Source organism: Streptomyces sp. P9-2 (assembly GCF_051903975.1).
Classification (GTDB): domain Bacteria; phylum Actinomycetota; class Actinomycetes; order Streptomycetales; family Streptomycetaceae; genus Streptomyces; species Streptomyces cellulosae.
The window spans coordinates 69,935-93,499 of record NZ_CP192633.1 but is presented as its reverse complement, the minus strand read 5'-3'; the positions used below and the strand labels follow the sequence as shown (position 1 = coordinate 93,499).

21 protein-coding genes are annotated in these 23,565 nt (G+C 72.5%); 8 read left to right on the top strand and 13 right to left on the bottom strand.

The features are described from left to right. The first annotated feature begins 96 nt into the window (after positions 1 to 96). Both ACQY0Z_RS00400 and ACQY0Z_RS00395 read left to right on the top strand, forming a co-directional pair. The gene (locus ACQY0Z_RS00400) at positions 97 to 474 is read left to right on the top strand and encodes a F0F1 ATP synthase subunit epsilon (protein ID WP_189904676.1); all 378 of its coding nucleotides are present in this window, start codon (positions 97 to 99) and stop codon (positions 472 to 474) included. A gap of 129 nt (positions 475 to 603) precedes the next feature. Further along, the gene (locus ACQY0Z_RS00395; protein ID WP_136238864.1) at positions 604 to 1,050 is read left to right on the top strand and encodes a DUF2550 domain-containing protein; all 447 of its coding nucleotides are present in this window, start codon (positions 604 to 606) and stop codon (positions 1,048 to 1,050) included. 79 nt (positions 1,051 to 1,129) lie between these two features. On the opposite strand, the gene ACQY0Z_RS00390 is transcribed toward ACQY0Z_RS00395, so the two are convergent. The 3 genes from ACQY0Z_RS00390 to ACQY0Z_RS00380 all read right to left on the bottom strand — a co-directional run bounded on the left by ACQY0Z_RS00390 (position 1,130) and on the right by ACQY0Z_RS00380 (position 4,926). Further along, on the bottom strand, positions 1,130 to 2,956 hold the full coding sequence (locus ACQY0Z_RS00390; protein WP_254586948.1) for a glycosyl hydrolase family 18 protein: 1,827 nt from the start codon (positions 2,954 to 2,956) through the stop codon (positions 1,130 to 1,132). A 141-nt stretch (positions 2,957 to 3,097) separates the two neighbouring features. Beyond that, positions 3,098 to 3,736 (bottom strand): response regulator, encoded by a 639-nt coding sequence (locus tag ACQY0Z_RS00385; RefSeq protein ID WP_254586947.1) that lies wholly within the window; start codon positions 3,734 to 3,736, stop codon positions 3,098 to 3,100. Beyond that, positions 3,736 to 4,926 carry a sensor histidine kinase gene (locus tag ACQY0Z_RS00380; RefSeq protein ID WP_347224363.1) on the bottom strand — a complete coding sequence of 397 codons (1,191 nt, stop codon included), beginning with the start codon at positions 4,924 to 4,926 and terminating at the stop codon, positions 3,736 to 3,738. Before ACQY0Z_RS00380 ends, ACQY0Z_RS00385 begins: the two co-directional genes overlap by 1 nt. A 153-nt stretch (positions 4,927 to 5,079) precedes the next feature. On the opposite strand from ACQY0Z_RS00380, the gene ACQY0Z_RS00375 reads away from it, so the two are divergent. Then, entirely contained in the window at positions 5,080 to 5,667 is a 588-nt protein-coding gene (locus tag ACQY0Z_RS00375; RefSeq protein WP_189904671.1) for a hypothetical protein, read from the top strand. An 18-nt stretch (positions 5,668 to 5,685) separates the two neighbouring features. Here ACQY0Z_RS00375 and ACQY0Z_RS00370 read toward each other — a convergent pair whose 3' ends face one another. Next, entirely contained in the window at positions 5,686 to 6,258 is a 573-nt protein-coding gene (locus ACQY0Z_RS00370; protein ID WP_019524076.1) for a cob(I)yrinic acid a,c-diamide adenosyltransferase, read from the bottom strand. A 51-nt stretch (positions 6,259 to 6,309) separates the two neighbouring features. Further along, positions 6,310 to 6,975 (bottom strand): maltokinase N-terminal cap-like domain-containing protein, encoded by a 666-nt coding sequence (locus ACQY0Z_RS00365; RefSeq protein WP_254586944.1) that lies wholly within the window; start codon positions 6,973 to 6,975, stop codon positions 6,310 to 6,312. 287 nt (positions 6,976 to 7,262) lie between these two features. On the opposite strand from ACQY0Z_RS00365, the gene ACQY0Z_RS00360 reads away from it, so the two are divergent. The 3 genes from ACQY0Z_RS00360 (at position 7,263) to ACQY0Z_RS00350 (ending at position 11,368) form a co-directional block, all read left to right on the top strand. Further along, complete coding sequence (locus tag ACQY0Z_RS00360; protein ID WP_093768152.1) at positions 7,263 to 8,111, top strand: 3-hydroxyacyl-CoA dehydrogenase family protein; 849 nt, start codon at positions 7,263 to 7,265, stop codon at positions 8,109 to 8,111. Between the two features lie 153 nt (positions 8,112 to 8,264). Next, positions 8,265 to 8,588 (top strand): STAS domain-containing protein, encoded by a 324-nt coding sequence (locus ACQY0Z_RS00355; RefSeq protein ID WP_019524073.1) that lies wholly within the window; start codon positions 8,265 to 8,267, stop codon positions 8,586 to 8,588. Positions 8,589 to 8,848: 260 nt separating this feature from the next. Continuing rightward, entirely contained in the window at positions 8,849 to 11,368 is a 2,520-nt protein-coding gene (locus ACQY0Z_RS00350; protein WP_347224362.1) for an ATP-binding protein, read from the top strand. A gap of 84 nt (positions 11,369 to 11,452) precedes the next feature. On the opposite strand, the gene nucS is transcribed toward ACQY0Z_RS00350, so the two are convergent. Beyond that, positions 11,453 to 12,124 (bottom strand): endonuclease NucS, encoded by a 672-nt coding sequence (gene nucS, locus ACQY0Z_RS00345; RefSeq protein WP_019524071.1) that lies wholly within the window; start codon positions 12,122 to 12,124, stop codon positions 11,453 to 11,455. A 288-nt stretch (positions 12,125 to 12,412) separates the two neighbouring features. Here nucS and ACQY0Z_RS00340 point away from each other — a divergent pair, with 288 nt between their 5' ends. Next, entirely contained in the window at positions 12,413 to 12,805 is a 393-nt protein-coding gene (locus ACQY0Z_RS00340) for an SCO5389 family protein (protein ID WP_254588577.1), read from the top strand. 85 nt (positions 12,806 to 12,890) lie between these two features. Here the strand turns inward: ACQY0Z_RS00340 and ACQY0Z_RS00335 are convergent, their stop codons facing one another. Further along, entirely contained in the window at positions 12,891 to 13,919 is a 1,029-nt protein-coding gene (locus ACQY0Z_RS00335) for an LLM class flavin-dependent oxidoreductase (protein ID WP_189904665.1), read from the bottom strand. A 241-nt stretch (positions 13,920 to 14,160) separates the two neighbouring features. Between ACQY0Z_RS00335 and ACQY0Z_RS00330 the strand changes: the two genes are divergently transcribed. Then, positions 14,161 to 14,493, top strand: a complete 333-nt coding sequence (locus tag ACQY0Z_RS00330; protein ID WP_189904663.1) for an ATP/GTP-binding protein — start codon at positions 14,161 to 14,163, stop codon at positions 14,491 to 14,493. Between the two features lie 36 nt (positions 14,494 to 14,529). Here ACQY0Z_RS00330 and ACQY0Z_RS00325 read toward each other — a convergent pair whose 3' ends face one another. The 6 genes from ACQY0Z_RS00325 to scy form a co-directional block, all read right to left on the bottom strand. Continuing rightward, positions 14,530 to 15,417 carry an ABC transporter permease subunit gene (locus ACQY0Z_RS00325; RefSeq protein WP_189904661.1) on the bottom strand — a complete coding sequence of 296 codons (888 nt, stop codon included), beginning with the start codon at positions 15,415 to 15,417 and terminating at the stop codon, positions 14,530 to 14,532. Continuing rightward, positions 15,414 to 16,622, bottom strand: a complete 1,209-nt coding sequence (locus ACQY0Z_RS00320; RefSeq protein WP_347224361.1) for an ABC transporter ATP-binding protein — start codon at positions 16,620 to 16,622, stop codon at positions 15,414 to 15,416. The genes ACQY0Z_RS00325 and ACQY0Z_RS00320 overlap by 4 nt, the downstream gene beginning before the upstream one ends. 132 nt (positions 16,623 to 16,754) lie before the next feature. After that, complete coding sequence (locus tag ACQY0Z_RS00315; protein ID WP_254586942.1) at positions 16,755 to 17,528, bottom strand: ABC transporter permease; 774 nt, start codon at positions 17,526 to 17,528, stop codon at positions 16,755 to 16,757. Positions 17,529 to 17,530: 2 nt separating this feature from the next. Further along, positions 17,531 to 18,505, bottom strand: a complete 975-nt coding sequence (locus ACQY0Z_RS00310; protein WP_254586941.1) for an ABC transporter ATP-binding protein — start codon at positions 18,503 to 18,505, stop codon at positions 17,531 to 17,533. Between the two features lie 80 nt (positions 18,506 to 18,585). Next, positions 18,586 to 19,524 carry a cellulose-binding protein gene (locus ACQY0Z_RS00305; protein ID WP_189904656.1) on the bottom strand — a complete coding sequence of 313 codons (939 nt, stop codon included), beginning with the start codon at positions 19,522 to 19,524 and terminating at the stop codon, positions 18,586 to 18,588. A gap of 183 nt (positions 19,525 to 19,707) precedes the next feature. Continuing rightward, positions 19,708 to 23,556: a polarized growth protein Scy gene (gene scy / locus ACQY0Z_RS00300; RefSeq protein WP_439811658.1), complete on the bottom strand. Its 3,849-nt coding sequence runs from the start codon at positions 23,554 to 23,556 to the stop codon at positions 19,708 to 19,710. Positions 23,557 to 23,565: the final 9 nt, after the last annotated feature.

The window sequence follows — 23,565 nt, the reverse complement described above, 5'->3', positions numbered from 1 at the left end:
TTGAGGGGGCGGGCACGTCCCGCCCCCTCTGCCACGCCCACTAGACTTGTAACCAACACCCGGCACTACCGCCGGGTGGTGACCCGAGGAGCCACCTTGGCTGCTGAGCTGCACGTCGCGCTGGTCGCGGCCGACCGAGAGGTCTGGTCCGGCGAGGCCACCCTGGTCGTCGCGCGCACCACGTCCGGCGACATCGGCGTCATGCCCGGTCACCAGCCGCTGCTCGGTGTGCTGGAGTCGGGCCCGGTGACCATTCGCACGCCCGAGGGCGGGACGGTCGTCGCCGCGGTGCACGGCGGATTCATCTCGTTCGCGGACAACAAGCTGTCCCTGCTGGCCGAGGTCGCCGAGCTGTCGGACGAGATCGACGTCCAGCGCGTGGAGCAGGACCTCGCCCGCGCGAAGGCGGAGGACGACGCCGAGGCCCAGCGCGCCGCGGACGTCCGTCTGCGGGCGGCGACGGCGGGGCGCTGATCCCGGCGACGGTGAGATGACGTCACTCAGCCGCGGCCGGCACCGGAGCGATCCGGAGCCGGTCGCGGCTGAGGCAGATCTGGATGATTTTTCCGTTCCGTTACCTAGGAGACGAGGAGGTCGGTGCCGATGGTCCTCGCTCTGACTGTGTGCGGAATCGTCGTGGCCCTCGTGGTGGTGGGGCTCTTCGTCTTCGGCCTGCGGCGTCGGCTCATCCAGCGGTCGGGCGGCACCTTCGACTGCAGTCTGCGCTGGGACGCGCCCGAGAAGGGCGACTCCGGCGGCAAGGGCTGGGCCTACGGGGTGGCGCGCTACAACGGCGACCGGGTCGAGTGGTTCCGGGTGTTCTCCTACGCCCCGCGCCCGCGCCGCGTCCTGGAGCGCTCCGCGATCGAGGTGGCCGGCCGCCGCGTCCCTGAGGGCGAGGAGGAGCTGGCGCTGCTGTCCGACGCGGTGATCCTCGCGTGTGTCCACCGGGGCACGCGGCTGGAGCTCGCGATGAGCGAGGACGCCCTGACCGGCTTCCTCGCCTGGCTGGAGGCGGCGCCCCCGGGCCAGCGGGTGAACGTGGCCTGATCGTCCGATCTGCTGAAGCACATCGCCCCTCCTCCCGGACCGGGAAGAGGGGCGATCGCTTGTGCCGGGTGCGGAGGGGTTACCTCAGTCCGGCGTCCACGGCGGAGGCCAGCTCACCGTTGGCGGTGTCGCCGCTGAACTCCCAGTAGAAGGCGCCGCCGAGGCCCTGGGACTTGGCCCACGCCATCTTGGAGTTGATGGTGGCGGGGGTGTCGTAGGACCACCAGTTGGTGCCGCAGTGGGCGTACGCGGTGCCGCCGACGGTGCCGGTGGCCGGGCAGCTGTTCTTCAGGATCTTGTAGTCCTCGATGCCCGCCTCGTACGTGCCGGGCGCGGCGCCCGTCGCGGTGCCGCCGGGGGCGGACTGGGTGACGCCGGTCCAGCCGCGGCCGTAGAAGCCGATGCCGAGCAGGAGCTTCTTGGACGGGACGCCCTTGGCCTTCAGCTTGGCGATGGCGTCGGCCGAGTTGAAGCCGGCCTGCGGGATGCCCGGGTACGACGTCAGCGGCGAGTGCGGGGCCGTCGGACCCTGCGCGTTGAAGGCGCCGAAGTAGTCGTACGTCATCACGTTGTACCAGTCGAGGTACTGGGCGGCGCCGCCGTAGTCGGCCGCGTCGATCTTGCCGCCGTTGGAGCCGTCCGCCGTGATGGCCGCGGTGACCAGGTAGTTGGACCCGAACTCGGCGCGCAGCGCCTGCATCAGGGTGCGGAAGGCCGCCGGGCCGCTGCTGTCACAGGTGAGACCGCAGGCGTTCGGGTACTCCCAGTCGATGTCGATGCCGTCGAAGACGTCGGCCCAGCGCGGGTCCTCCACGACCTGCTTGCAGGAGCGGGCGAACGCGGCGGCGTTCTGCGCGGCCTGTCCGAAGCCGCCGGAGTAGGTCCAGCCGCCGAAGGAGTACAGCACCTTGATGTGCGGGTACTTGGCCTTCAGCTGGCGCAGCTGGTTGAAGTTGCCGCGCAGCGGCTGGTCCCAGGTGTCGGCCTGCCCGCTGACGGACTGGTCGGCGGTGTACGCCTTGTCGTAGGCGGCGTAGGTGTCGTCGACCGTGCACTGGCCGTTCTTCACGTTGCCGAAGGCGTAGTTGATGTGGGTGATCTTCGAGGCGGTGCCCGAGGTCACCAGGTTCTTGACGTGGTAGTTGCGGCCGTAGACGCCCCACTCGGTGAAGTAGCCGAGCTTCACCTTGTCGCCCGGGGGCGGCTCGGTGGAGCCTCCGCCGGTGGTGCGCACCGCGCGGGCGCCGCTGACCGGGCCGAGCTGGTCGGCGGTGTCACGGGCCTGGACGGTGTACGAGTAGTCGGTGCCGGCGGTGAGACCGGTGTCCGTGTAGGAGGTGGCGGTCACGGTGGCGACCTTGGCGCCGTCGCGCAGCACGTCGTAGTTCTTGACGCCCTTGTCGTCGGTGGCCGCGCTCCAGGACAGCTTCACCGAGGTGTTGGTGATGTCCGAGGCGGACGGGGTGCCGGGGGCGCTGGGCGGGTTGTCACCGGGGTCGGTGGAGCCGCCGTCGCAGCTGCCGCCGTTGAGCTTGCAGTTGGCGGGGGAGCCGGGGCCGGCGCCGTTGAAGCCGAAGCTGACGGACGCGCCGGGGGCGAGGGTGCCGTTCCAGGACTTGTTCTTGGCGGTCCAGTGGGTGCCGGAGGAGGTGACGTCGGCGTCCCAGGCGGAGGTGACCGAGGTGCCGGAGGGGAAGTCCCACTCGACGGTCCAGGAGCTGAGGCTGGTGGTGCCGGTGTTCTTGACGGTCCACTTGCCCTCGAAGCCGGTGCCCCAGTCCTGGGTCTTGACGTAGGTCGCGGTCGCCGATGTCGCCGCCTGGGCGGGGTTCGCGAGGCCGACGAGGCCGGCGAAGGGGAGCACGAGGGTCGCGATTCCGGCCGCGACTCTGTGTCTGAAGCGCATGCCGCGCCTCCTTCTGGGGGATGGGGGCACGACTGAGCCTTCGTGCCCACGGTGCGGCGAGAATAGAAAGGTCTGGACCACGGGTCAAGAGGTCTGGACCACTGTGCGCGGGTCTTTGTCTTCTAAACCTTCACGACGCCTTCAGACGCCCAACTCCTGGGCCAGCACCGCCGCTTGCACCCGGCTGCGCAGCTCCAGCTTCCCCAGCAGCCGGCTGACGTGCGTCTTCACCGTCGCCTCGGCCATGTCCAGGCGCTCCGCTATGGCGGCGTTCGACAGCCCTTCCCCGAGGCACGACAGCACCTCCCGCTCCCTCCGGGTGAGCGCGTCCAGCACCGACGGGTCCGCGGCCGGCCGGGCCGGCTTCGCGGCGAACTCGGCGATCAGGCGCCGGGTCACCGCCGGGGCGACGATCCCCTCGCCGCCCGCCACCGTGCGCACCGCCGCGATCAGGTCCTGCGCCTCGGTGTTCTTCAGCAGGAACCCGGCCGCCCCCGCCCGCAGCGCCCCGAAGACGTACTCGTCCAGGTCGAACGTGGTCAGCACCAGCACGTCCGCGAGGTTCTCCCCGACCACCTTCCGGGTCGCCGACACCCCGTCGAGACGCGGCATCTGCACGTCCATCAGCACCACGTCCGGGCGCAGTTCACGGGCGAGCGCCACCGCCTGCTCGCCGTCGCCCGCCTCGCCCACCACCTCGACGTCCGGCGCGCTGCGCAGGATCAGCACCAGCCCCGCGCGGACGGCGGACTGGTCCTCGGCGACCAGGACCCGGATCATCAGGCTTCTCCTTGTTCGACGTCGGTGACCGGCAGGGTGGCACGCACCACCCACCGCTTGCCCTCGGGGCCGTCCTCCGGGCCCGCCTCGAAGGAGCCGTCCAGCAGGGCGGCCCGCTCCCGCATCCCGACCAGACCGGCCCCCGAGCCCGGCGCACGCGGTCCGTCCCGGTCTCCGTAAGGGCTGGTCACCCGGATCTCCAGGGCGTCGGGCGAACGGTACAGCCGCACCTCCACCCGGCCGGGAGCGGCGTGCTTCAGCGCGTTGGTCAGCGACTCCTGCACGATCCTGTACGCGGCCAGCTCCACCGGCGCGGGCACGGCGCCGTGCTCCGCGTCCAGGGCGACGTCCAGGCCGTTGGCGCGGGCGGTGTCGATCAGGGCGCCGAGACCGTCGAGGGTCGGGGTCGCGGCCGGCTCCCGGTCGTCGGCGCCGTCGCGCAGGATGCCGATGAGCCGTCGCATTTCGGACAGACCTTGGACGCTGTTCTCCCGGATCACCGCGAGCGCGTCCTTCGAGGTCGCCGGGTCGTCCAGGGAGAGCGCGGCGGTGGAGTGGATGGCGATCGCCGAGAGGTGGTTGGCGACCAGGTCGTGCAACTCCCGCGCCATGCGCGAGCGTTCCGCGGTGACCGCCTGCACCCGGTCCATCTCCGCGAGCAGCGCGGTCTGTTCGGCCTGGAGACGGGCGGCGTCGGCGGCGTCCCGGTGGTTGCGCACGATCAGCCCGGTCGACGCGGGCGCGAAGGTCACCGCGCCGACCACCAGCCCGATCAGCAGCGCCTCGGGCTCCCGCCACACGGCGTACGGCACCAGCATCCCGGCCAGCGTCAGCACCCCGGTGATCCACGGCAGCCGGCGGGCGGTCGCGGGGGAGCCGTAGACCACGGCGGCGTACATCAGGTCGGTGTACATCACGATCGTCGCGATGCTGCCCTGCGTCATGACGTCCCCGGCCAGCGCCGACGTGCCGACGGCAAGCGCGGTGCGCGGGGCGGTGCGGCGCAGCAGCTCGCAGCACGCCGTCACGGTGAGCGGCACCAGCAGGGCCCACCGGCCCTCGAACAGCACGACCGGGTCGTCGTCCGGCCGTACGCCCAGCCCGAACCCCCACAGCAGCAGCCCGCCCAGCAGTCCGGCGAGGGCGACGGCCACGTCGAAGCGGGGCGGGCGGAGGTGTCGTACGGCCATGGATCCCATCCAACACGCTGTCCGGGGCCCGCGCCTGATCCCCGAGACCGGTCCCGGACTGCATCTTTCGATGTACCGCGGATTCGTCGGCCGCGACGACGCGGCGGGCCGGAGCGCACGGAAGCCTGGAGGGGAGACCGAGAGGAGCGAACCGTGATCGTCGCCTTGATCGTCGCCTGCGAGATCGGGTTCTGGGTGCTGCTGGCGGCCGGACTGGCCTTCCGCTACCTGCTGCGGATGCCGCGCACCGGCCTGGCGCTGCTGCTGTGCGAGCCGGTGCTGGAGGTCGTGCTGCTCGTCGTCACCGCGTGGGACCTGAGGAACGGCGCCGAGCCGAACTGGACCCACGGGCTCGCCGCGCTCTACATCGGCTACACCGTGGGCCACGGCCATCGCACCGTGAAGTGGCTCGACGGCCACGCGGCGCACCGCCTCGACGGCCGCCCCCTGGTCCGGCCACCCCGCTACGGCCTGGCCCGCGCCCGGCACGAGACCAGGGTGTGGCTGGGCACGGTCGTCGCCGCCGCCGTGGCGACCGCGCTGCTCCAGCTCGCCATCTGGTACGTCGGCGACCCGGGCCGCGTCACCTCCCTGGAGTCCTGGCGCTCCACCGCCTGGCGGGCGGCCGGCATCCACGGCCTGATCGCCCTCACCTACTGGCTGTGGCCCAAGAAGACGCCCTCGGGCGGCGCCGGCGCCGGGCAGGACGCGGGGACGGACCGGGAGAAGGCGGTCCGGTGAGCGCGGCCCAGGCCGGGCTCAGCGCTCGCCGCCCGGCACCCACAGGACGTCGCCCGTCTCCTTGTTGGCGATGCGGGCCAGGATGAACAGCAGGTCCGACAGGCGGTTCAGGTAGGTCGCGGTGAGCGGGTTCATCGTCTCGCCGTGCGCCTCCAGGGCCGCCCACGTCGAGCGCTCGGCCCGGCGCACCACCGTGCACGCCTGGTGCAGCAGGGCCGCGCCCGGCGTGCCGCCCGGCAGGATGAACGAGCGGAGCTTCTCGAGCTGCTCGTTGAAGCGGTCGCAGTCCTCCTCCAGCCGGTCGACGTAGAACTGCTCGACCCGCAGCGGCGGGTACTTCGGGTCCTCCACCACCGGCGTCGACAGGTCGGCGCCCACGTCGAACAGGTCGTTCTGCACGCGGGTGAGGACCGCGACCACCTCGTCCGGCAGGTCGCCCAGGGCGAGCGCGGTGCCGATCACCGCGTTCGCCTCGTTGGCGTCCGCGTAGGCGGAGATCCGCAGATCGGTCTTGGCGACCCGGCTCATGTCCCCGAGGTGGGTGGTGCCCTTGTCGCCGGTCCGCGTGTAGATGCGTGTCAGGTTGACCATGAGGTCAGCCTAGTGACGCGCCCGCGACCCCGGGCACTCGTGTGCCCGTTGTCACGGCGCGGGCGGCGGGGTGAGCAGCAGAACCATCAGGCCCTGCACGCGGGCGCCGTCCGGCGCGTCCCACGCCCCCGCGACATGGCCCGCCGCGCCCGGCTCGGCCTGCGGGGCGCCGTCCTGGGCGGGGTGCAGGGTGCGCAGCACGCGCAGCACCGTGCCGTCCGCCGCGGTCAGCTCGGTGTGCTCCTCGCCGTCCTCGACCGCCGGGAACTCCGCAGGCACCGGACCCTCGCCCGCCAGCGCGCGGCTCACCTCACGGTCGGGGGTGTGGCTCACACTCTGCGCCTGCGGCTCCGCCCGGCCCTCGACCAGCGCCGCCAACTCCGCGACGGCCACCGGGTCGTGGCAGGCGTCGTAGATCCAGCGACGGCCCAGCACCCCGTGCTCGGCGGTGCCGACGAGGGCCGCGTCCGCCCCGTCGAGCGGCGCGGCGCGGTAGGTGAGCGGCACCAGGTAGGAGACCGGGCCCTCGCCCGACCCGTCCCGTACCACCATGAACTCGATGCCGACCTCGCCCTTCGGGTCGTCCAGCCGGAAGCCGCCCGCCTTGGCGAGCTCCGGCGCCCCGGGACCGCCGTGGTACCAGGGCCGGGTGGGCAGCCAGCCGGTCAGCAGCTCCAGCTTGGTCGGCTCGAGGGTGGTGCGATGGATGACGGCCATGCCGGGGTTCTCCTTCGAGGGGCGGACACACCGGCCCCCACCCTCGCACCGGCGGCCCTCCCGCGCGACGGCTTTCCGCCAGGCCACCGGCCCGCCCCGCCGTACCGCCCCACCGGACGGCGGGCGTCCGCGAGCTGACGCCCCGTCGCCTCTCGACCCCTCTGCCGCCGGTGTGATGTCCGTCATGTGAGACGTGACGCGCGTTACTTACCGGTCACAGGGCTCCCCGCGAACGCTAATGTCCGCTCTCGGAGAACATGGACAGCGCGTATAAGGGGAGTCGCACAGTGGCACGCAAGCTCGCCGTCATCGGGGCCGGACTCATGGGGTCCGGCATCGCCCAGGTCTCCGCTCAGGCGGGCTGGGACGTCGTCCTGCGCGACGTCACCGACGAGGCGCTGACGCGGGGCACGGACGGGATCAAGGCGTCGTACGACAAGTTCGTCGCCAAGGGGAAGCTCGAGGCCAAGGACGCCGAGGCCGCCCTCGGCCGGATCACCACGACCACCGATCTCGACGCCTGCGCCGACGCGGACGTCGTCGTCGAGGCCGTCTTCGAGAAGCTCGAGGTCAAGCACGAGATCTTCCGCACGCTCGACAAGCTCGTACGCGAGGACGCCGTCCTCGCCTCCAACACCTCGGCCATCCCGATCACCAAGATCGCGGCCGTGACGGAGCGCCCGGAGCGGGTCGTCGGCACGCACTTCTTCTCGCCGGTGCCGATGATGCAGCTCTGCGAGCTGGTCCGCGGCTACAAGACCAGCGACGAAACCCTCGCCAGGGCGCGGGAGTTCGCCGAGTCCGTCGGCAAGACCTGCATCGTCGTCAACCGCGACGTCGCCGGCTTCGTCACCACCCGCCTCATCTGCGCCCTCGTCGTCGAGGCCGCCAAGCTGTACGAGTCGGGCGTGGCCAGCGCCGAGGACATCGACCTCGCCTGCAAGCTGGGCTTCGGCCACGCCATGGGCCCGCTGGCCACGGCCGACCTCACCGGCGTGGACATCCTGCTGCACGCCACGAGCAACATCTACACGGAGTCGCAGGACGAGAAGTTCGCGGCACCCGAGCTGATGCGCCGGATGGTTGACGCCGGTGACATCGGACGCAAGAGCGGGCAGGGCTTCTACGAGCACTGAGACCGCGCACACCCCGGCGTGCATCACACGCCGGGGTGAATTCGGTATCGGTTCGCTCACAGGCAGCAACCTCCGCGGCCGTCACGCAGTCAGAGGTTGCAACACCGGCCGTCAGGACACCGCGGAGCACACCACGCATCACGGGGAGCGCATATGCACATCAGGGGCGACCACGCCGAGCTGGTCGTCGGGGGCCGCCTCGACGTCCGCAGCGCGGCGGACGCCCGTACGGTCCTGCACTCGGCCGTCGACGACGGAGTCGGCGACCTCGTGCTGGACCTGTCCGAACTGGACTCCTGGGACGCCACCGGACTCGGGGTGATCATGGGGGCCCACCGACGGGCCGGCCGCTGCGGCCGGCGCCTGGTGCTGCGCGACGTGCCGCCGCAGATGCAGCGCCTGTTGGTGGCCACCCGGCTGCACCGCATCCTGGCGATCGAGGGGGGCATCGGGGTGGACACGCTGCCCCGCGTGTAGGGGCGTACGGGTGCACGACGGACGAGCCGGAGAAGCCGGGCCCACGCCCGCGAACCCCGCGCCGCGCGCACAATCCTCACGAGACCGTGACCAGTCGGACGCCCTGGTACCCCGGGCTGTCGTGGATACTGACCGAAGGTTTAGGGTTCGGCTGCCCGCTGCCTTGCAACCCTCGAGCGGGCCCGGACCAGAAGCGACAGCGCGGTGTGCAGCGAGGCCGGGGAGGGCTTCAGCCACGACGCTTTTGGGGGCTAGGACCTATGGACCCGAACCGCACGGGACCCGAGGAGTACGGCCACGGCGGCGATGCGCCGCGCCAGCGCCCTCCCAGGGAATCCCTCACCTCCGACTTCGGACAGCACGCGCCCGCGCCCGCCCGCACGGTGCAGCTCGTCTCCGGGGACTTCCTGCTGACCGTCAACCCCGTCGACGGCAGCGAGATCGAGCCCTGCCCGCCCGCCGAGCGGCCCGCGCGCCCCGGCAGGCTCACCGAGCCCGAGCGGGCCGAGGTGGAGCGCGCCGCGGCCCCGCCCGTCCCCCCGGGCCCCGCGCAGCCGTCGCTGCCCCTGCTGGCCCGTCAGGACGAACGGGAGACCCTGGTACGGCTGCTCGCCCGCGGCCGCTCCGTGCGTCTCGTCGGCCCCGGCGGTTCCGGCCGCACCCGGCTGCTCGACGTCGTCGCCGAGGACTGTGCCGACCTCGCGCCCGACGGGGTGGTCCGCCTCAACGGCCACCGCCGCACCGCCGACGACCTCCTCCACGACCTCTTCCACGCCGTCTTCGACGCGCCCCTGCACCGACCCGACCGGGACGAACTCCTTGAGAGCGTCCGGGAGATCGGCGCCGTCGTCGTCGTGGACGACCTGGAGTTCGGCGGGGTCCCGCTCGACGAGCTGCTGGACGCCACCCCCGAGTGCGCCTTCCTCTTCTCCGCCACTCCGGACGTGGCCGACCCCTCCGCCGACTCCGGCGTCGAGGACGTCGAACTGCCGGGCCTCGATCGCGCGGCAGGCCTCGACCTGCTCGGGCACGCCGTCGGCCGCACCCTCACCGACGAGGAGGCCACCTGGGCGGGCGACCTGTGGTTCGAGTCCGAGGGCCTGCCGCTGCGCTTCGTCCAGGCGGGCGCCCTGCTGCGCCAGCGCGACCGGCTGCGGGCCGGCACCAGCGCCGTCGACGAGTTCGGCGTCTTCGAGGACGTACGGCCCGACGAGACGCCCCACGACCCCGCCGACGGCGACGAGGTCCCGCTGCCCTCCCTCGGCGAGGCCGCCGCGCCCGCCCCGCTGCTCGCCTCCCGGCTCAGCGCCTCCGCCCGCGCCACCCTGCGGTTCGCCGTCGCGCTCGGCGGCGAGGTGCCGCACCAGGCGCACCTGCCCGCCCTGGTGGGCGACACCCACGCCGACGCCGCCCTCGGCGAACTCGTCTCCTGCGGCCTCGTCTCCCCGGTCGGCGCCCGCCACCGGCTCGCCGCCGGCGTCCCCGCCCAGCTGGAGGCCGCCGGGTACACCGACGACGCCGACGCCCGCATCCGCGAGGCCGCGCAGCACTACGCCTGGTGGACCGGACACCCCTCGGTGACCCCGGAGCGCGTCTGCGCCGAGTCCGACGCGGTCCTCGCCGCGCTCACCGCCCTGTCGCCGATCGCCGGCGGCACGGCCGACGAGCCCAGCACCGCCGTGCAGCTCGCCCGCACCGCCGCGCCCGCCTTCGCCGCCGGGCTCCACTGGAGCGCCTGGGAGCGGGCGCTGCGGGCCGGCGCGGAGGCCGCCCGCATCGCCGGGGACGTGGGTGAACAGGCCTACTTCCACCACGAGCTGGGCATCCACGCGCTGTGTGCCGGACAGCTCGACCGGGCGCGCGCAGAGCTGGAGGCGTCCATCGGCCTGCGCGGCGCCCTCTCCGACAAGCGCGGCACGGTCGCGGGACGCAGGGCGCTGGCCCTCGTCGCCGACCGCTCCGGCGTCCCGCTCTCGATCGCGCCGACCGCGGCGGAGGAGGTGCCCGAGGCGCACGTCGAGGAGTCGGCGTCCCCGCCACGCGGGGTGCCGATGGCCTTCCCCGACCTCCAGCCCCCCGCGGACACCGGTCTGGTCGTCTCCCGCGCCGTGCCGGCCGCCACGGTCCCGCAGCAGACCAAGGACGGCGTCGGGGGCGGCGTCAAGGGACTCGCCAAGCGGAACCTGGTCGCGGCGGGCGCGGGCGCGCTGCTCGTCGCCGTCCTGGGCACCGTCGTCACCCTCGGCGCCACGTCCGGCAACGACCCCGCGTCGCCCTCGGAGAACGTGGGCGTGAACCCGTCCGCCAGCCAGGGCCTGGACGACGGCAGCCTCGACGCGGACCCGGCCGCCGGCAACAAGGGCGACACGGGCAAGGCCACCAGCCGCCCCTCCGACCCCGGTCCCGACGGCACGCCCGGCACCGCGGACGACCCGACGCCGACGGCCACCGGGTCCGACGAACCCTCGGACGACGAGACGCGCACGGAGGAGCCGGACGAGTCGACGCGGCCGTCGTCGCCGGGCGGCACGCCGACGAAGCCGACCAAGTCGCCGAGGCCGCCTACGTCGAACTCACCCACGCCGACCGAGACGGAGACCGAAGAGCCCTCGGAGGAACCCACGGAGCAGCCGACGGAGAGCCCCACCACGTCGCCGGAGGAGCCGTCCACCAGCAACTCCGCCAGTGGTCCCGCCTCCTCATCTCCCGTCGAGACCTCCACGACCGCCACGCAGAGCACGGATCAGGCCTCGCCCGAGGAGTCGGAAACGCTGATCTAAGCCGCCCGACGCGCCGCAGACGACAGGGGGCCGGGTTCCGCACGGAACCCGGCCCCCCCTGCGCGCGCCGTCGTGGCGCGCCGCTCAGAACAGGCGCAGCTTGTCGTCCTCGATGCCGCGCAGGGCGTCGTAGTCGAGGATCTGGCAGCCGATGCCGCGGTCGGAGGCGAGCACCCGGGCCTGCGGCTTGATCTCCTGGGCGGCGAAGATGCCGCGCACCGGCGCGAGATGCGGATCGCGGTTGAGGAGTTCCAGGTAGCGGGTGAGCTGCTCCACGCCGTCGATCTCGCCGCGCCGCTTGATCTCCACGGCGACGGTCTGCCCGTCGGCGTCCCGGCACAGGATGTCGACCGGACCGATCGCGGTCATGTACTCGCGGCGGATCAGGGTGTAGCCCTCGCCGAGGGTCTCGATGCGGTCGGCGAGCAGTTCCTGAAGGTGTGCTTCCACGCCGTCCTTGATCAGGCCGGGATCGACGCCGAGTTCGTGCGACGAGTCGTGGAGGATCTCCTCCATCGTGATGATGAGCTTCTCGCCCGCCTTGTTGACGACGGTCCAGACGCCCTCCTGTTCGCCGGTGCCCTCCTTCAGGGTGCACGGCGGCGACATCCAGTTGAGGGGCTTGTAGGCCCGGTCGTCGGCATGGATCGAGACGCTGCCGTCCGCCTTGACGAGGATCAGACGAGGTGCGGACGGCAGGTGCGCGGTGAGCCGCCCGGCGTAGTCCACGGAGCAGCGGGCAATGACGAGACGCATGGTCGGCAACGCTACTCGACCGGCCGGGGTGGACGCGATTCGCCCTCACAGGTGCCCCCCGGGGCGCGTGAGGCGCGTCCTGTATCTCCTGGAAAACGCGTGTTCCGCGATGGCCGATTTCCGGCCTACAGGAAGTTCCGCATCCGCCCGTTCTCCTGGTGCGGTCACCGTCCGTTGCTTACGGTATTGAACGGGAGGTCGCGGACTGTGTACGCAGCGTGCCCGTTTTCGCGCACTCCCTTATCTGTCAGGCAACCCCCGAGTACTGGGGGTGCGAGAGGAGAACCCATGTCGCTCGACGTCTCACCGGCCCTACTCGAACAGGCCGAGCGAGGCGAGGTCGACGAAGCTGCCTTCGTCGACTGCGTCCGGACCTCCCTGCCCTACGCGTGGGAGATGATCAGCTCCCTGGTGGCCCAGCTGAAGGTGGACGGCGGAGCCTTCGCCGACAACCAGACGCCTCCGCCGGACGAGCAGGCACGCGGTCAGCTGCTGCGTGCGCTCGCGAGTGACGCGATACGCGGCGCGCTGCAACGGCACTTCGGTGTTCGGCTGGCCTTCCAGAACTGCCACCGGGTGGCCGTGTTCCCGCTTGACTCCTCGGTCGACGAGAAGCTGGCCCGCTTCACCTCGGTGCGCAGCCAACTGCTCAACCAGTCGCCGGAACTGCGCGACTGCTGACGCTCCATCGATAGCTTGCCGCTCCGTCACGCGGGAGGTGCAGTCTGTGGCGGGGCGGCAAGCATCCCTGGAACGCCCAGGCATGTCAGGTGAGTTGGGGGAGCACCTCGGCGCCGAGCCGCCGTACGTTCTCCTCGGTCGCCGCCAGGTCCCCGGAGCCCTCGACGAGCAGCGCGAAGCGGGAGATGCCGGTCCGCTCGCTGGTCGCGGCGAGCCGGTCGGCGCACAGCCGCGGGGTGCCCACCGGGTGCAGCCCGCACAGCAGCTCGGTGTAGGCCAGCGGGTCGCGCATCCGGCGCTCGCGGCCGTCCACCGTCACATGCGCGTCCAGCCCTTGTTTCAGCCAGCCCGGCATGGCCTTCAGCAGTGTCTCGGCCGCGTCCGCGCGCCGGTCCGCGATCTGGCAGACCCCGGCGGAGACATGGGCCGCGTCCTCGATCTCGGCGGACGTCCGGCCGGCGGCGCGCGCGTGACGCCGCCACAGGGCGACCATCTCGGCCTTCTCCTCGTCCCCGACGTGCATGCCCAGCAGCATCGGCAGCCCGCGCTCGGCGGCCAGCCGTACGCTCGCGGGGGAGGTGCAGGCGACCACGACCTCCGGGCCCGCGGCCTCGGTGAGCGCCTCCGTGGGGCGGGGGACGACCGGCACCTCGCGGAACCTGTACCGCTCGCCGTCGGCGCCCACGGACGGCTCGCGCAGCCAGCGCAGCAGCAGGTCCAGGGCCTCCGGGAACCCCCTCTCGTACGCCTCCAATCCGGCCCCGAAGACCTCCAGGTCCACCCACGGGCCGCCGCGGCCGAGGCCCAGCGAGAACCGTCCGCCGCTGGCGACGTGCAGCAGCGCGGCCTGCTCGCCGAGCGCGACCGGGTGGGCGGTGGGCAGCACACTGACCGCCGTGCCCACGCGCAGCCGCCGGGTGCGGCCGAGCAGCATGGCCGCCAGGGTGACGGCGGACGGGCAGGTGCCGTAGGGCACGAAGTGGTGCTCGGCCAGCCAGACCGTGTCGAGCCCCGACTCCTCGGCCACCTCGGCGGAGCGGACGGCGCGGTGCAGCGCCTCCCCTTCGCCCTGCCCGGGGAACCGGGCCGCCAACACGAAACTTCCAACGCGCATTGCTTTTCCTGCTTCCTTGGCTCCGACGCGGAGCTCCCCCGCAGGGCATAACCGCCCGACACGTGCCGAGGACACGGCCGGGTGAGCGATTTTGCGGATTGTCTGCAGAATCGGCCGCTCATACAGGGCCGCCGCACGCCGGGGAGTGACTTGTGACGATTGGCGGCGTACGCGTACCCGGGCCCGCGGCGGCTAGGCTGGACGCGGTCCGTGCATCCTGTATAGCCCCGTGAGGTGTCCTGTGTCCCCGCGTCGCAACCGACCCAAGGGAGCCGGTTCGTCCGGCCGGAGCGCCGAGGACGACCGCTCCGGGAGGTACGGCGGCTGGCAGTCCACCGAGTCCTGGCGGGGCGAGGACTGGAGCGTGCGGCACGTGGCGGGCAGCAGCGCCCGCGGCAAGTCCTACCGGTGCCCGGGCTGCGACCAGTTGATCCCGGACGGGGTGCCGCACGTGGTGGCCTGGCCCGAGCACTCCGGCGTCGACGAGCGCCGGCACTGGCACAAGGCCTGCTGGAACGCGAAGGACCGCCGCACCACGCGGGTGCAGCGGTCCCGTAACGCGCCGAGGTTCTGACGGAGCCCCAGAGTTCTCCGGGCCCCCTGGACGTTCCTAGACGTCCCGCTTCCGCAGCAGGGTGAACGCGAAGGCGAGCGCCGCCCCCGTCACGACGAGCATGATCCACAGCGGGTCCCAGCCCGACGGGCCCGACTCCGACAGGGACGTGGAGTAGAAGACGCTCATCTGGTTCGGGATGGAGTACTCGAACAGCGCCTGCTGCACGTCCGCCAGCGAGGGTGAGAACATGAACATCGCGATGACCAGCGGGGCGAGGACCAGCGCGATCATGATGGTGATGGCGCCCGCCGAGTGCCGCACGATCGAGCCGACCGCCAGCGACAGGGTGCCGAGCAGCGCCAGGTAGAGCGAGATGCCGACCGTGCCCTTCAGCCATTCCTCGACGGAGGGCTCGGCCGCGTTGTACTCCTCCAGCAGCGACATGTGCAGCAGGCCCACGACCGACGCGCACACCACGGTCACCACGAAGGCGACCAGGAAGAACACCAGGGCCTTCGCCGCCAGCACCCGGCCGCGGCTGGGGCAGGCGACCATCGTCGTGCGGATCATGCCCGTGCCGTACTCGGAGGCGGTGGTCAGCACGCCCAGCGTGATGAGGCACATCGAGCCCAGCAGCAGACCGAAGAAGCCCAGCGACAGCGGGCTCTCCCCGGCCAGGTCGGGGTCGGAGCCGGCGATCACCAGGCCGGTCAGCAGACCGATGCCGACCACGAGCGCGACGAGCACGCCCAGCGTCCACATGGTCGAGCGCACCGACCGGATCTTCGTCCACTCGGAGGCGAGCGCGTGCCCGAGGTGGGTGCGCACCACCGGGATGGGCGACGTGTAGGTGGGGTACGCCGGTGCGGAGGGCGCGGCACCGGGTGCGGCCGGCCACTCGGGTGCGGCGCTGTGCGGCATCGGGGGCGGGGGCGTGCTCATCGGGCGTCCTCGGACTTGGTCGGCTCGGCGGAGGGGGCGGGCTGCGGGGCGCTCTGCGGCGCCTGCGGAGGCTGCGCGTAAGGGTTCGCCGCCGGGGCGGCCGCGGGGGCCGGAGGAGCGCCGTAGGGGCCCGCGGGGGCGGCCTGGGGCGGCTGCGGCGGGGCGAAGGGCTGTCCGCCCTGCTGGGGCGGCGGCGGGGCGTACCAGCCGGGCTGGCCCTGGCCCGGCACCGGCATCGGCGGCTGCGCGCCCGGCGGCAGCGGCTGCTGGAGCCCTTCCTTCTGGTCGGTGGTCGAGCGGTAGTCGACGGCGCCCTGCGTCATCCGCATGTACGCCTCCTCCAGGGACGCCTGGTGCGGCGACAGCTCCCACAGCCGTACGTCGTGGTCGTGGGCCAGGTCGCTGATCCTGGGCAGCGGCAGTCCCGTCACCCGCAGCGCGCCGTCCTGCTCGGGCAGGACGTGGCCGCCGGCCTCGGTGATCGCCGCCGACAGCTTCTCGCGCTGCTGCGGCTCGCTGTCGGGCGTGCGCACCCGCGCGAAGTCGGCGGAGTTGTGGGAGATGAAGTCCTTGACGCTCATGTCCGCCATGAGCTGGCCGCGCCCGATCACGATGAGATGGTCGGCGGTCAGCGCCATCTCGCTCATCAGGTGGGAGGAGACGAAGACCGTACGGCCCTCGGCGGCCAGCGACTTCATCAGGTTGCGCACCCAGAGGATGCCCTCGGGGTCGAGGCCGTTGACCGGCTCGTCGAACAGCAGCACCTGCGGGTCGCCCAGCAGCGCGGCGGCGATGCCCAGGCGCTGCCCCATGCCGAGGGAGAAGCCCTTGGAGCGCCGGCCCGCCACCTCGTGCAGACCCACCACGCCCAGCACCTCGTCCACCCGGCGGGCCGGGATGCCCGACAGCTGGGCCAGGCTGAGCAGGTGGTTGCGGGCGGACCGGCCGCCGTGCACCGCCTTGGCGTCCAGCAGCGCGCCCACCTGACGGGGGGCGTTGGGCAGCTTGTCGTACGGGTGGCCGCAGATCGTGACATGGCCCGCTGTGGGGTTGTCCAGACCGAGGATCATCCGCATCGTCGTCGACTTGCCCGAGCCGTTGGGGCCCAGGAAGCCGGTGACGGCGCCGGGACGCACCTGGAAGGAAAGGTTGTACACAGCGGTCTTGTCGCCGTACCGCTTGGTCAGGCCGACTGCCTCGATCATGCTCCGCACCCATCGAAAGGTTCAGGACAGCGGGGCATACGCCCCCCGTAAGGGTTAGGAGCTTATCGGGGCGCTGACGGTTCCGTTCAAGGGTGATTCAGGGCCCGTCCGGAACCGGTCCCGGACGGTCGTTCACTGGGCGTCACGCCGCTTCAGCAGCACGTAGCCGCCGACGACCGCCGCGATCACCCACAGCGCCATGATGCCGAGGCCGCCCCACGGCCCGTACGGGGTGTCGTCGTCCACCGGGGTGACCACCTGCATGATCCTGCTGCCCGCCTGGTCGGGCAGGAACTGCCCCACCTTCTCGGTGGCGCTGACGTTGCCGAGGATGTTGGAGATCAGGAAGAAGAACGGCATCAGGATGCCCAGCGACAGCATGGGGGAGCGCAGCATCGCGGCCACCCCCATCGAGAACAGGGCGATCAGCGTCATGTAGAGCCCGCCGCCGAACACCGCGCGCAGCACCCCGTCGTCGCCGATGGACGCCTTGAGGTCGCCGAGCATCAGCTGGCCCAGGAAGAACGTGGCGAAGCTGGTCGCCATGCCGACCACGAACGCCAGCGCCGTGGCCACGGCGAGCTTGCTGAACAGGAAGACGCCCCGCTTGGGCACGGCCGCCAGCGAGGCCCGGATCATCCCGGTGCTGTACTCGTTCGACACCACCAGCACCCCGAACACGATCATCGCGAGCTGACCCAGGCTGGTCCCGGCGAAGCTGATGAACGTCGGGTCGAAGGAGATCTGCTCCCGTCGGCTGAGGTTGTCGAACTCGTTCTTCGACAGCGCCGAGATCAGCATGCCGAGGGCGATGGTGACGACCACCGCGGTGGACAGCGTCCACACGGTCGACGCCACCGTCCGGATCTTGGTCCACTCCGACCGTACGACCTGTGCCGTCGCCATGCTCAGCCTCTCCTCCAGCTCTCGCCCCACTGTTGCTGTCGCTGTTGCCGGTGCTGCGGGGGCAGGGGCGTGCCGGCGTGCGCGTGGTACTCGACCGACTCCGCCGTCAGCTGCATGAAGGCCTCCTCCAGGGACGCCTGCTGGGGGCTCAGTTCGTGCAGCACCACCCCGTTGGCCGCGGCCAGTTCGCCGATCGTCCCGGCGGGCGTCCCGTCCACCTCCAGCGTCCCGTCCGGGCCGTCCACGGCGGTGACGCCCGCCCGGTGCAGCGCGTCCAGCAGCGCCTCCCGCTGCGGGCTGCGCACCCGGACGTAGGAGCGGGAGTTCCGCTCGATGAACTGGGCCATCGAGGTGTCGGCGAGCAGCCGGCCCTGCCCGATGACGACGAGGTGGTCCGCCGTCAGGGCCATCTCGCTCATCAGATGGGAGGAGACGAACACCGTGCGGCCCTGCTGGGCCAGCGACTTCATCAGCGTGCGGATCCAGTGGATGCCCTCGGGGTCGAGGCCGTTGACCGGTTCGTCGAACATCAGGATCCGCGGGTCGCCCAGCAGCGCGGCGGCGATGCCCAGCCGCTGCCCCATGCCGAGCGAGAACCCCTTGGCCTTCTTCCGCGCCACCGCCGTCAGGCCGACCTCGTCGAGCACCTCCCGCACCCGCCGTTCGGGGATGCCGTTGCTCTGCGCGAGCCACAGCAGATGGTTGTAGGCGCTGCGCCCCGGGTGCACGCCCTTGGCCTCCAGCAGGGCGCCGATGTACGTCAGCGGGTCCTGGAGCCGTTCGTAGTGCGTGCCGTCGATGCGCACGTCGCCCGCGGTGGGGTGGTCGAGCCCCAGGATCATCCGCATGGTGGTCGACTTGCCGGCGCCGTTCGGGCCGAGGAAGCCCGTGACGATGCCCGGCCGGACGGTGAAGGTCAGGTGGTCCACCGCGACCTTCTCGCCGTACCGCTTGGTCAGACCCTCCAGCTCGATCATGCGGCCACGCTAGAACGGGGTGAAGCCCTCTGCCACCGCAGTGGCAGAGGGCTTCACCCGGGTCCGGTGCTCCGGTGGTGTTACCGGGACTGCTGGGCCGGGACGCCGCGGGAGACGGGCTCGTCATCGGTGGCGGGCGCGCCGGTGGCGGCGACCGCGGCACCCGTGAGGGTCGCCAGCATCTCGCGGACGTTGGTCAGCTGGGCGTTGATGGAGTCGCGGCGGTTGGTCAGCGCCGCCAGCTCGCGCTCGGATTCCGAACGGATCCGGTCGGCCTTGGCGTTGGCGTCGGCCACGATGTCCTCGGCCTGGCGCTGGGCGGTCTCCACCGTCTGGCGGGCCCGGCGCTCGGCGTCCGTGCGCAGCTTCTCGGCCTCCAGGCGCAGCTGCTCCGCGCGGTGCTCGATCTCCGCGAGGCGCTTCTCGGCCTTGGCCTGACGCGAGGCCAGGTCGCGCTCGGACTGCTCGCGGCGCTTCGCCAGGTTCGTCTCGAAGTCCGCGGCGGCCTGGGCGGCCTTGGCGCGGGTCTCCTCGAAGAGGGCGTCCGCCTCCTCGCGCTTGGACTGGGCGTCCTTCTGCGCCTCGGAGCGCAGCTGGGCGGCCTCGCCCTTGGCCTTCTCGACGATCCGGACGCCCTCGTCCTCCGCCTTGGCCTTGCGCTCGGCGGCGTAGGACTCGGCGTCGTTGCGCACCTGCTGGGCGGCCGACTCGGCGAGCTCGCGGTGCTGCTCCGCGGCGCGACGGGCCTCCTCGCGCAGATCCTTGGCCTCCTCCTCGGCGAGACGGAGGATCTTCTCCACGCGTGCGCCGAGGCCCGCGTACGACGGCTCGGCGTCGTTGATCTGGGCCTGGGCGTTCTGCGTCTCGAGGTGGAGCTCTTCGATGCGCTTTTCCAGAGCGGTGATGCGGGCGAGAGCGCTGTCACGGTCGGAGACGAGCTTGGAGATACGTTCGTCCACCTGAGCGCGGTCGTACCCACGCCGCACAAGCTCGAAGCCGTAGGGGGAAGTGTCGCTCATGGGGTTCCTGTCGAATGAGACCGGTGAGGTGATAGGTGGAATCCTAGGGGCCGAAGCGCTGTGTCATCGAGCGGATGCACGTTTGATACGGAAGATGACACCCCTTTTGAGTGGCTCGCCGCCGGAAGCCTTGCCAAAGCCATGGTCAAAGCCCTCACCGTACAAGGGATTTCGCCTGGTTTGCTAACTCTCGGCTGACTTGCCACCCGTACGGGTAGCACCCGCCGCGGCCCCCGCCTTGACGCCGTTGTCCTTGCCGCCCGCCGGGGCCTCGAAGGACTCCAGGGCTTCCAGGACGTCCTGGACGCGCGAGATCTCCGCGTTGATGTCCTCGCGGCGCCGGACGAGGACCTCCAGTTCGCGCTTGCCCTCCTCGACGGTGCGCCGTGCCTCGCGCACCGCCTCGGCCTTCAGCTCCTCGGCCTCCTTCACGAGCGTGGCCTTCTTCTGCTCCGCCTCCTTCAGAAGGCCCTCGGCCTTCTTCACGGCGGCGATGCGCACCTTGCCCGCCTCGGAGTTGGCCTCGGAGACGATCTCCTTCGCCTTGGCCTCCGCCTTGGCCAGCTGCTCCTCCGCGGCCTTGATCAGCGCGTCGCAGCGGTCGCCGGCCGACTTCATGGTCTCCGCGGCCTCGCGCCGGGCCCGCTCGTGGAGCTGCTCGATCTCGCTGGTGATGCGGTCGCGCAGCTCCTCGGCGCGCTCCCGGATCTGCGTCGCGTCCCGGCGCGCGCCGACCAGCAACTCGTCGGCGTCCGTACGAGCCTTCTCCACCAGGGAGTTGCCCTCGACCCGCGCCTCGGACACCAGCCGGTCGGCCTCGCTGCGGGCCGCGCCCACCATGGTGTCCGCCTGCGACTCGGCCTCCGCCTTCGTCTTCAGCGCCTGCTGCTGCGCCTCCGTGAGCAGCTTGTCCGCCTCGGCGGTGGTCTCCGTGATGAGGGTGTCGACCTGCTCGGCCGCCTCCGAACGCCGCTTGTTGGCCTCCCTGCGGGCCTCGTCCAGCGTCCGCTCCGCCTCGTCGCGCGCGGACGACACCAGCCGCTCCGCCTCCGACTCCGCGTCGGCCTTGACCCGCTCGGCCTCGTGCCGCAGCCGCTCCGCGTGCTGCTGAGCCGACCCCACCGTCTCCGCGGCCTCGGCGCGCAGCCGCTCCGCGTCTCCGGTGGCGTCCGCGATGAGCTTCTCCGCCTTGGCGACCGACTCCGAACGCACCCGCTCGGCCTCGGCGACCGTCTCGTCGGTGAGCCGCTCCGCCTCGCTGCGCGCCTCGGTGATGAGCGTGTCCGCCTGCGTCGCCGCGTCCGAACGGATCCGGTTGGCGTCCTCGCGGGCCTCCGCCCGGGTGCGCGCCGCGGCCTGCTCGGCCTCGGCGACCGCGTCGGACGCCTCGGTGCGCAGCCGCTGCGCGTGCTCGGAGACCTCGGCGCGGATCCGGTCCGCCTCCGTGATCGCCTCCGAAACCGTGCGCTCCGCGAGAGACTTGGCCTCCTCGGCCTCCTCCCGCGCGTCTCGCCGCATCCGGGCCGCGTCCTCGCCGGCCCGCTCCCGCTCCGCGTAGGCGTCGGCGCGGACCCGGTCCGCCTCCTCCTCGGCCTCGCGCCGGGTGCGGTCCGCCGCGTGCTCGGCGGCGCTGCGCAGTCCGGTGATCTCCTCCTGCGCCTGCTCGTGCAGCCCCGCGACGGAGTCCCGCACCTGCTGGGCGTGGAGTTCGGCCGCCGACACCATCTCCGTGGCGCGCCGGTCCGCCTCCTCGACCAGCCGTACGGCCTCGGCCTGCGCCTCCTCGACGCGGGTGCGCGCCGCGGCCAGCAGCTCCTCGCTCTGCTCGCGGGCCCGCCGGCGCTCCTCGTCGGCCTCCTCGCGGGCCGCGCCGAGAAGCTCCTCGGCCTCCCGGCGCCGCCGGTTGGCCTCCTCCTGCGCGGCGGCCAGCGTCTCGGAGGCCTCCGTGCCGATCCGCTCGGCGGCCGCCTGGGCCTCCGCGCGCATCCGGTCCGCGCTGTCCTGCGCCTCCGACTTGAGCCGCTCCGCCTCGGCCGCGGCCTCCGACCGCAGCCGCACGGCGACGGCCTCGCCCTCGGCCCGGGACGCGGACGCGTCCGCGGCGGCCTCGTCGCGCAGCCGCTCGGCCTCCTGCTCGGCCTGCTGCTGAAGCGTACGGATCCGCTCGGCGGCCTCCGTGCGCAGCCGCTCGGCCTCCTCGGTCGCCTCACGGCGGATCCGGGCGGCCTCCTCGCGCGCGTCGCTCAGCGCCTGCTCGGCCGAGGCGAGACGCTCCTCGGCCTCGGTGTGCAGCCGGGTCAGCTCCTCGGCGGCCTCCGCGCGGCGCGCCTCGACGGCCCGCTCGGTCTCCTCGCGCAGCTCGCGCGCGGCCCGCTCGGCGTCATCCTTGAGGGCCTCCGCCTGCTCCTCGGCCTCCGCGCGGTGCCGCTCGGCCTCCTTGCGGGTGCGCTCCAGGGTCTCCTCGGCCTGCCGGCGCAGCGTCGTGGCGCGCTCGATGGCCTCGGTGCGGACCTTCTCGCTGTCCGTCTGCGCGGTGGAGCGCAGTTCGTCCGCGTCCGCCTTCGCCTTGGCGAGCAGCTCCTCGGCGGACTTCGCCGCCTCCTCGATCTGCGCCACGGCCTCCTTGCGGGCCTCCGCGCGGATCTTCTCGCCCTCGGCGACCGCGTCGGCGCGCAGCTGCTCGGCCTCGCCGCGCAGCCGGCGCGCCTCCTCCTGCAGCTCGACCGTCTTGGCGCGGTACTCCTTGGTGTCGTCCTTCGCCGCGCCCTTGAGCTGCTCGGCGATGTCGTGCGCCTCGGCGCGCAGCCGGTCCGCCTCGGCCTCCGCCTCGCGGCGGATCCGCTCGGCCTCCTCGGCGGCGGCCTTGGTGGTCCGCTTGGCCTCCTCGGAGGCCTTGTTGAGCACGTCCTCGGCGGTCTTGGCCGCCTTGGACAGCTGGGTGGCCGACTCCTCGGCCGTGAGCGTACGGGCCTTCTCCGCGGCCTCCGCGACGATCTTCTCCGCCTCGGCGCGGGCGTCGGCGACCAGCTGCTCGGCGTCCGCCTTGGTGGCCTCCGCCTCCTTGGTCGCCTCGCTGACCAGCCGCGCCACCTGCTCCTTGGCGGTGCGCGTCCGGGTCTCGTTGGCGGCCTCGGCGGACGCCAGCGCCTTGGCGGCGGCCTCCTTCGCCTCGGTGAGCACCTTCTCGGCCTCGGAGCGCGCCTCGCGCAGCGCGCTCTCCGCCGCGGCCATCCGCTCCTCGGCGGCCCGGCTCATCTCCTGCGCCCGGCGGCGCGCCGACTCCGACTCGGTGACGGTGGAGGTGCGCAGCTGCTCGGCGTGCTCCGTGGCCTCCTGGGCCTGCGTGGACGCGGCGTTCAGCAGGCGCTCGGCGTCCGTGCGGGCGCGGCGCAGCAGCTGCTCGGCCTCGCTGCGGGCGGCCTCCGCCTCGCTCTGCAGCCGGCGGCGGGCCTCGGCGGTCAGCCGCTCGGCCTCCTCGCGTGCGGCGGCCAGGGCCTGTTCCCGCTCGGCGCGGGTCTCCTCCAGCAGGCGGCGGGCCTGCTCCTCGGTGCGGGCGCGCAGCTGCTCCGCCCACGCCACGTTCTCGTTGACGTGCGTCTCGACGGTCTGGCGGCGCTCGGCCAGCTCCTGGTCGAGCTGCTGGCGCCGGGTCACCGCCTCCTGGTGCAGCTCCGCCTGGAGACGGGCGGCCTGCTCGGCGTGCTCCTGGAGGATCCGCTGGGTCTGGGCGCGGGCCTGGCTCAGCTCCCGCTCGGCGTCCGCGCGGAGCTGGTCGGCCTGCATCTGGGCGTTGCGCAGCAACTGCTCGGCCTGGTAGCCGATGTCGCCGCCCTCGTAGGCGGGCCGGGACATGATGGTGCGCCGCGCCTCGTGCAGCTTGGCGCGCAGCACCTCGACCTGGTAGCCGAGGTCCTCGGCGTGCTGGATCGCCTTTTCCCGCTCGGTCTTCAGCCGCTTCATCTCGGCTTCGAACCGAGAGAGGTGGTCGACGTCAGCCGCCGGCTCTCGCTCCTGGCTCTCGTAGCCCCGCACTGCGCGGTC